The sequence below is a fragment of the Colwellia sp. E150_009 genome (assembly GCF_053543955.1).
The window spans coordinates 89,375-97,340 of the sequence record NZ_JBHFOM010000013.1 but is presented as its reverse complement, the minus strand read 5'-3'; the positions used below and the strand labels follow the sequence as shown (position 1 = coordinate 97,340).

Here is a 7,966-nt window from a genome sequence, read left to right as displayed (position 1 = left end):
CTAAAGAAGTTATTTGCAAAAATACTGATGTAGAAAAAATAAATACAATTAGATCACAAATTTAATCAAAATGGTATTATAGTGAATCTTGAATAAAAAGAGTGTTTTTGATATTAAGTGACAAATAAGTGAGTTTTTACTGGTAATAAATGAGTGTTTGTTGGTAAAAAGTGATCGTTCTTTTACCAACTGATTTTTGCTAAATTATAGCGCTTTAGGTAGGTCATAAATGTTACCGAACGAATCTATTTGAGTGAGATAAATTCTTAAATCAAGTTCAATGTGATGATAGCTTGGTAACATATGCTGACACAATTGATAAAATGCTTTGTTATGCTCTTTCTCTTTTAAATGCGCTAATTCATGTACTACTATCATTTGTAAAAACTCTTCAGGGGCTGATTTAAATACAGTGGCTATACGAATTTCATTTTTACTTTTTAATTTACTACCTTGCACCCGTGAAACAAAACTATGCAATCCCAGAGCATTATTAATGACGTGTATTTTATCGTCGAATTTAATTTTACTTAGCGGTGATGATTTTTTTAAATATTGATTCTTCAAATTCATCACAAAAGATCTTAAGACCTTGTCGTTAGTTATATTGTGTGGTTTAGGATATTTTGACAATAAATATTTACTTAAAGTTTTTTCTTCCAACATTGAACTAACTTGACGTTGTATACTAGGGGGGTAAGAAGATATATATTTTAACTTAGTCAATTTATCATAATGATTACGGAAAACTTAGGTTATTATTGTAATAATAAATTGGTTAAATTGCACCGTTATTTTATGTTTAATCGGTTTTTCAATTGAAAAAAAATAGCAGTTATGCGATTATCAGTCGCAAGTATTCTTGTTGGTTTAAAGTCTTGCCATTTACCTTTCTTAAAACATTTATGGTTATGCTAGTTTGCTTGGCTTTTATAAGCCAATCATTAGCGTCTACTGTGATGTCTTACCATATGACTTCTCATTCTATGATGGGAATGGCACAAATGCCAATGATGGAGTTAAATCAGAAAAGTGAAAATGTGAAAACTGTGGCAAAGAAGTCTTCTGATGATTCACAATCATCAACCCAAGACTGTTGTAGTAAAACATGCAATTGTTTTACAGGTGGGTGTTCAAGTGCTGCTGTTGCTTTAATTAAGTCTGACAGCAATTACCATTTCATGATTGATTTATCATCAAAAATACTTTCCAATAATCATTTGGCTCGAAGCCATAAACCATCTACATTGTATCGACCTCCAATAGTAAGCTAAATATAGCGTAAGTGTGTCTAAAATTTGACTCATTTATTCATTGATTTCTGCTTTATGACTAGTGCTTTTTGAAAGCTCTTCTAATCATATTAATCCTAATTATATTATTTTAACTTTTTGAATTTAAGGTTATTAATTTATATCCCTATTGGAGGGGTTATGTTTGTAAAAAAATCAAAAAAAATAGTTTTAATGCATATTATCACTGTTTTTTTACCAATATATCTTGGTGCGGTTGAGTATCCTACAATTTCGAACGATTCGATTCTATCGATCGATAATGCCATTAAAGCTGCGCAAGTTGGTGATCCTTGGGTGAAAGGAAATATTCATAAACAGCGCGCTATTCAGTCTTTGAGTATTGCTGCAAGTACGATGGCCGATCCTAAAATATCATTGAGTTTTGCTAACCTACCAGCCAATAGTTTTGAATTAGAACAAGAAGGAATGACACAGGCTAAAATTGGCATTTCTCAGGTGTTTCCTCGTGGCGATACGCTTGATATTAAAAGCCAACAATTGAAAACTAAAAGTGAGGCATTTCCCTACCAAAGAATAGACAGAGCAGCAAAAGTAGCGGTTACTGTTGGTGCATTATGGCTAGATGCATACCGTGTTCAGCAGAGCATTGCTTTAATTGAGAAAAACAAATCGTTATTTGAGCAAATAGTGGATGTAACAATGGCAAACTACTCGTCTACACTAGGTAAAATTCGTCAACAAGACGTTTTACAAGCACAATTAGAGCTGGTTCGGTTAGATGATCGGCTTGAACAATTAGAGCAAGAAAAAAATCGTTTCAAAGGAATGCTAACACAATGGATAACGACAATTTCTTTGAGTGAAATACAGTTTAGCTCGCAACTTCCCCAAATTGATTTACGTAATCCAGCCATAATTTATAATGAAAATTGGCTTCAAATAGATGAATTAGCACCATATTTATCAAATCATCCAGCTGTTATTGCAATAGAAAAGCAAGTTAACGCAACAGAAACAGAAATTACGTTGGCAAAACAGAAATTTAAACCAGAATGGGGAGTAAATGCAAGTTATGGCTACAGACGTGATGACTCTATGGGCAATAGTCGCGCTGATTTATTCTCTGTAGGTGTAACATTTGATTTACCACTATTTACTCATAACCGACAAGATCAAAACCTAAACGCAGCAATATATCAAACAGAAGCAGCTAAAACGGAAAAAACACTGGTACTCAGACAGTTATTTGGTGCTTTTTCTAGCGCAAAAGGAAGATTGTTGAGTTTAAAAAAACGGCAAAAATTATATACATTTACGTTATTACCCCAGCTAAAAGAGCAAGCAGAAGCTTCTTTAACCGCTTATACCAATGACGATGGTAGTTTATCAGAAGTCGTTCGGGCACGTATTGATGTATTAAACACTGAAATTAATGAGTTAGCACTGAATGTTGAAGAGCAGAAAATTAGACTAGAGCTTAATTACCTTTTTGTGGGTAGTGTTAATGCAGATTATTCACAAATTAAAACTGATTTGAATAATGTAAATTTTAGTTTTGTTAAGTCAAGTATTAGCACTGAAAAACTTGATCTGTTAGGAGAAAAATAGTGAGCATAGTTAACAAAGCAAACCAGATTAAATTGATTGTCGGTGGTATGGTTTTAGGGGGGCTTATTATGTTTGGTATATTTTATTTGATGTCAGGTCCATTAAATAACCAAAAAATTAATGAGTCTTATGAACAGAAAAAGATCCTGTATTGGGTTGCGCCAATGGATGCAAATTACAGGCGTGACAAACCTGGTAAATCGCCTATGGGGATGGACTTAATACCTGTTTATGATAACCAAGGAAGTGGGGAAAATGAAGGGGCTGGTACCGTTAAAATATCACCTGAAGTGGTCAATAATTTAGGCGTAAGAATCACAAAAGCCCGATATAAACGTTTGCAAACAGAAATAAATACTGTGGGATATATTACTTATGATGAAAATAAACTGATACATATTCACCCGCGAGTTCAAGGCTGGGTAGAAAAGTTATATATTAAAGCGGTTGGCGATGCAGTTAAAAAGAATCAACCTTTATACGATATATATTCACCTGAATTGGTGAATGCACAAGAGGAGTTGTTGCTGGCAGTATCACGCAAAAACCAACAGTTAGTTGATGCAGCTAAAGATCGTCTTCTCGCTTTAAAATTCCCTTTGGTTAGTATTAATCAACTTATCAAAGATAAAAAAGTACAACAATTTGTTACTTTTTATGCACCACAGCAAGGAATTGTGAAGCAATTGGACATCCGAGAAGGTTTTTATGTAAAACCAGAGACAATGATGTTATCCATTGTTGATTTAAGTGAAGTGTGGGTAAAAGCAGAGGTGTTTGAAAGCCAAGCAGCTCTAGTTTCAATGGGAGATAAAGTAGACATGACCCTCGATTACTTACCAAATAAATCATGGTCAGGTCAAATTGAGCATATCCACCCTATGATTAACGCCAAAACGAGAACCGCCATTGTTCGGTTACGGTTTGACAATCTAAATGGTGAACTTAAACCGAATATGTTTGCGCAAATTTCAATTCATACATCGGTAGACAAAAAAGCATTGTTAATTCCCAAAGAAGCTCTGATCAGAACAGGTATTCAAAACAGAGTAGTACTTGCTTTAGGTGAAGGTAGCTTTAAGTCAATTGCTGTTTCTGTAGGGCGATTTGACAGCGAAAATGTTGAAATAATAACAGGGATTAATGAAGGAGATAAAATAGTAAGCTCCGCACAATTTTTACTTGATTCTGAATCTAGTAAAACGTCTGATTTTAAACGCATGCATCAGGAAAACGTGCTAAATGAGCCATTAAGTGCTGAATCTGTAGCAATTGCTTCTGCTACTGTAAACGGTACAGTTGTATCTGTCATGACAGAACAGAGAATTGCCACTATTGATCGTGAAGCGATTGAAAAGTGGGGACGTAAAGCTGACACAGTTGATTTTATTGTTGAAGATAACATTGATATGAATTTATTTTCACCTGATGCTTATGTGATGTTTACCTTTGAAATTAGAGAAGGTAATTTCATTATTGTTAGCGCAATGCTCATGCCCAAACTTGACACAAGTTCGTCTGAACTTAACAATGAAGCTAACGGTAAAGGAGTGGAATAATGATCACCTCTATTATTCGTTGGTCTGTAGGTAATCGCTTTTTAGTTTTGTTAATAACCTGCTTACTTGTAGGCGTTGGCTTATATTCCGTTAATAAAACGCCAATCGATGCATTGCCTGATTTATCTGATGTGCAAGTGATTATTAAAACAAGTTACCCAGGACAAGCACCACAAGTAGTTGAAGATCAAGTAACCTATCCACTGACAACTGCTATGTTGTCAGTGCCGGGCGCTGAAACTGTTAGAGGTTTCTCCTTTTTTGGTGACTCTTATGTTTATGTTATTTTTGATGAAGATACAGATCTTTATTGGGCACGATCAAGGGTACTTGAATATTTAAGTCAAGTTTCTCCTAATCTTCCTGATGCTGCCCGCCCACAATTAGGCCCTGATGCATCGGGTGTTGGCTGGGTATATTTGTATGCATTAATAGATAAAACAGGTCAACATGACTTAGGTCAACTGCGCAGTTTACAAGACTGGTTTATAAAATTTGAGCTACAAACAGTATCTGGTGTGTCTGAAGTTTCAGCACTTGGTGGTATGGTTAAACAGTACCAAGTAAAAATTAATCCTGACAAACTACGTGCTTTCGAAATTCCACTTTCTCATATTCAATTGGCTATTAAACAAGGTAATCAAGAAATAGGTGCCTCTGTCATTGAAATGGCCGAAGCTGAGTACATGATACGCGCTACGGGCTACATTAAAAGTGTTGATGATTTAGAAAATATTCCATTAGGAATTAATAAAAATGGCGTACCGTTATTGCTAAAACATGTTGCTGACATTGGTACGGGGCCGCAAATGCGTCGCGGTATCGCAGAACTGAATGGCGAAGGGGAAACTGTTGGTGGCATAGTTGTAATGCGTTTTGGAGAAAATGCCCAACAAGTTATTAATCGAGTAAAAGAAAAACTTGAACAGCTCAAAAAAGGATTACCCGAAGGCGTTGAAGTCATTCCTGTGTATGATCGTTCTGCTTTAATTGAGCGAGCAGTAAATAATTTAGCATATAAACTATTGGAAGAGTTTGCGGTTGTAGCATTGGTTTGTGTTATTTTTTTGTTTCATGTTCGTTCTTCTTTAGTTGCTATTATTAGTTTGCCCGTAGGTATTTTAACTGCATTTATTGTAATGCATATGCAAGGTTTAAACGCTAATATTATGTCATTAGGTGGGATAGCGATTGCCATTGGCGCTATGATAGATGGTGCTATTGTTATGGTAGAAAATATGCATAAACACATGGAACGTCTTACTGCTCAAGGAAAATCACTAACCAACGAAAATAGATGGCAAGTAGTGACCGAGTCAGCAAGTGAGGTGGGACCTGCTTTATTTTTTAGTTTGCTAATCATAACAGTAAGTTTTGTGCCTGTTTTTACTTTAGAAGCCCAAGAAGGGCGCATGTTTGCACCCCTTGCTTTTACTAAAACCTATGCGATGGCCGCTTCTGCAGCCTTAGCTATTACTTTAGTTCCTGTATTGATGGGTTACTTTATTCGAGGTAAAGTATTATCTGAACATAAAAATCCAGTAAATAGATTTTTAACCTTTATATATCTTCCTGCTTTAAAAACTGTTTTAAAATTTCCTAAAGTAACATTAGTGGCTGCAATGGCTGTGCTAGCATTTGGTGTTTATCCTCTTGATAAAATTGGTAGTGAATTTATTCCACCACTTGATGAAGGTGATTTAATGTACATGCCGACAACTTACCCTGGAATTTCTATCGGTCAAGCACGCCAACTTTTACAGCAAACGGACAAATTGATTAAAACGGTCCCTGAAGTGAAAACCGTATTTGGTAAAGTAGGTCGAGCTGAAACTGCTACTGATCCTGCACCCCTGACAATGATTGAAACCTTTATTCAGTTCAAACCAAAAGATCAATGGCGAACAGGGGTTACTTCCGAAAGCTTGAAAAGCGAATTAGATGCATTGGTTAAATTACCTGGAGTGACTAACGCTTGGGTTATGCCAATAAAAACACGTATTGATATGTTAGCAACGGGAATAAAAACACCTGTCGGAATTAAAATTGCTGGTGCTGACTTATCGGTTATTCAAGAGATAGGGAAACAGTTAGAGTTAATATTAAAAGAGGTACCTTTTACGACATCAGTATATTCAGAGCGTGTGGTTGGTGGTCGCTATATAAAAATTGATATACAAAGAGAGAAAGCCGCACGTTACGGTTTAAATATTGCTGAAATCCAGCAAGTGATTGCTACCGCTATTGGTGGAATGAATATTACTAAGACAGTTGAAGGATTAGAACGTTACCCTGTAAGTTTGCGATACCTTCAAGACTATCGAGACTCGCCTGAACAGCTATCATTATTGCCTATTATTACGCCGAACGGTCAACACATCTCATTAGGCGATGTAGCTAGCATAAAGGTAGAAGATGGCCCACCAGGTATCAAATCTGAAAATGCTCGTTTGAATGGTTGGACATTTGTTGACATAGAGGGGATTGATGTTGGAAATTATGTTATTGCAGCGAAAAAAATAGTAGCTGAGAAATTAGCATTACCTGTGGGGTATTCTGTTGCATGGGCTGGGCAATATGAGTATATGCAACGTGCTAAAACAAAATTGGCATATGTTGTTCCGTTAACGTTATTTATTATTGTTATTTTATTGTATTTAAATTTTCGGAGTGTAATTGAAGTCGCTATTATCATGGGTACTTTACCATTAGCCATGGTTGGTAGTATTTGGTTAATGTACCTAGAGGGCTATAATTTTTCAGTTGCAGTAGGTGTGGGGTTTATCGCCCTTGCAGGTGTTGCTGTTGAAATAGGGGTTATTATGTTGGTGTATTTAAGCCAAGCATACCAAGAAATGTTAAAAGAGCACCAGTTAGCAGGCATTGTGACAACAAAAGAAGATGTGTTACAAGCAGTTGTTCATGGAGCAGGTTTACGAGTCAGACCAGTAATGATGACCGCTGCGGCTATTATTGTTGGCTTATTACCAATTTTATATGGTACAGGAACTGGTTCAGAAGTGATGAGCCGTATTGCTGCACCAATGGTTGGTGGCATGCTAAGTGCCGTAATGTTAACTTTACTTATTTTACCTGTGTTATTTTATTTATGGCGTTCGTTATCGGTAAAAAATATGTCTGCCAATGGAAAGCAGGAAACTATCAAATTAAACAGTAAATGAATTAACATTGTTATGTTTTTGTACTGATTAAAAATATCTTAAACGAGTTGAGATTAAGTATGATCTATATCAGTATGGTTTCAGGAAAACTTTGTATTATTTATAAGGTTACATGGCACTACTAATCATGGGCTATAAATGAATATATAAGCCATTTATTGTGCGGAACAGGGAAGGAATTATGAGCATATAAAATACAGTGATCATCTGTATTTTGCAGGCAGTAGCTCCCTATGGTTAGTTAATACCCGGGATCTATATTGCTCGCAAGTAATACCTTTTTATAAAACTAAACGCTAGTTAAAACTTCTTGTATAAAGTTAACATGTAAGCAAGTGTATTTACTGGTATTGGAGATTCA

At 35.6% G+C, this 7,966-nt stretch carries 5 protein-coding genes; 4 read left to right on the top strand and 1 reads right to left on the bottom strand.

What is annotated here, in order from left to right; all coding sequences use genetic code 11:
• Positions 1-204: 204 nt before the first annotated feature.
• Positions 205-666 carry a YgjP-like metallopeptidase domain-containing protein gene (locus ACE1OF_RS08340; RefSeq protein ID WP_448893827.1) on the bottom strand — a complete coding sequence of 154 codons (462 nt, stop codon included), beginning with the start codon at positions 664-666 and terminating at the stop codon, positions 205-207.
• 305 nt (positions 667-971) lie between these two features.
• Here ACE1OF_RS08340 and ACE1OF_RS08335 point away from each other — a divergent pair, with 305 nt between their 5' ends.
• The 4 genes from ACE1OF_RS08335 to ACE1OF_RS08320 all read left to right on the top strand — a co-directional run bounded on the left by ACE1OF_RS08335 (position 972) and on the right by ACE1OF_RS08320 (position 7,605).
• A complete protein-coding gene (locus ACE1OF_RS08335) occupies positions 972-1,274 on the top strand; it encodes a hypothetical protein (RefSeq protein ID WP_448893826.1) in 303 nt (100 codons plus the stop codon).
• A 159-nt stretch (positions 1,275-1,433) separates the two neighbouring features.
• Entirely contained in the window at positions 1,434-2,864 is a 1,431-nt protein-coding gene (locus ACE1OF_RS08330; RefSeq protein WP_448893825.1) for a TolC family protein, read from the top strand.
• Positions 2,865-2,911: 47 nt separating this feature from the next.
• On the top strand, positions 2,912-4,423 hold the full coding sequence (locus ACE1OF_RS08325; protein WP_448893829.1) for an efflux RND transporter periplasmic adaptor subunit: 1,512 nt from the start codon (positions 2,912-2,914) through the stop codon (positions 4,421-4,423).
• Positions 4,423-7,605 carry an efflux RND transporter permease subunit gene (locus ACE1OF_RS08320; RefSeq protein ID WP_448893824.1) on the top strand — a complete coding sequence of 1,061 codons (3,183 nt, stop codon included), beginning with the start codon at positions 4,423-4,425 and terminating at the stop codon, positions 7,603-7,605. The genes ACE1OF_RS08325 and ACE1OF_RS08320 overlap by 1 nt, the downstream gene beginning before the upstream one ends.
• Positions 7,606-7,966: the final 361 nt, after the last annotated feature.

Excerpts from the sequence above, each read along its gene's own strand:
- ACE1OF_RS08320 (WP_448893824.1), top strand. The coding sequence starts at position 4,423 with ATGATCACCTCTATTATTCGTTGGTCTGTAGGTAATCGCTTTTTAGTT.
- ACE1OF_RS08340 (WP_448893827.1), bottom strand. The coding sequence starts at position 666 with ATGTTGGAAGAAAAAACTTTAAGTAAATATTTATTGTCAAAATATCCT.
- ACE1OF_RS08325 (WP_448893829.1), top strand. The coding sequence starts at position 2,912 with ATGGTTTTAGGGGGGCTTATTATGTTTGGTATATTTTATTTGATGTCA.
- ACE1OF_RS08330 (WP_448893825.1), top strand. The coding sequence starts at position 1,434 with ATGTTTGTAAAAAAATCAAAAAAAATAGTTTTAATGCATATTATCACT.
- ACE1OF_RS08335 (WP_448893826.1), top strand. The coding sequence starts at position 972 with ATGACTTCTCATTCTATGATGGGAATGGCACAAATGCCAATGATGGAG.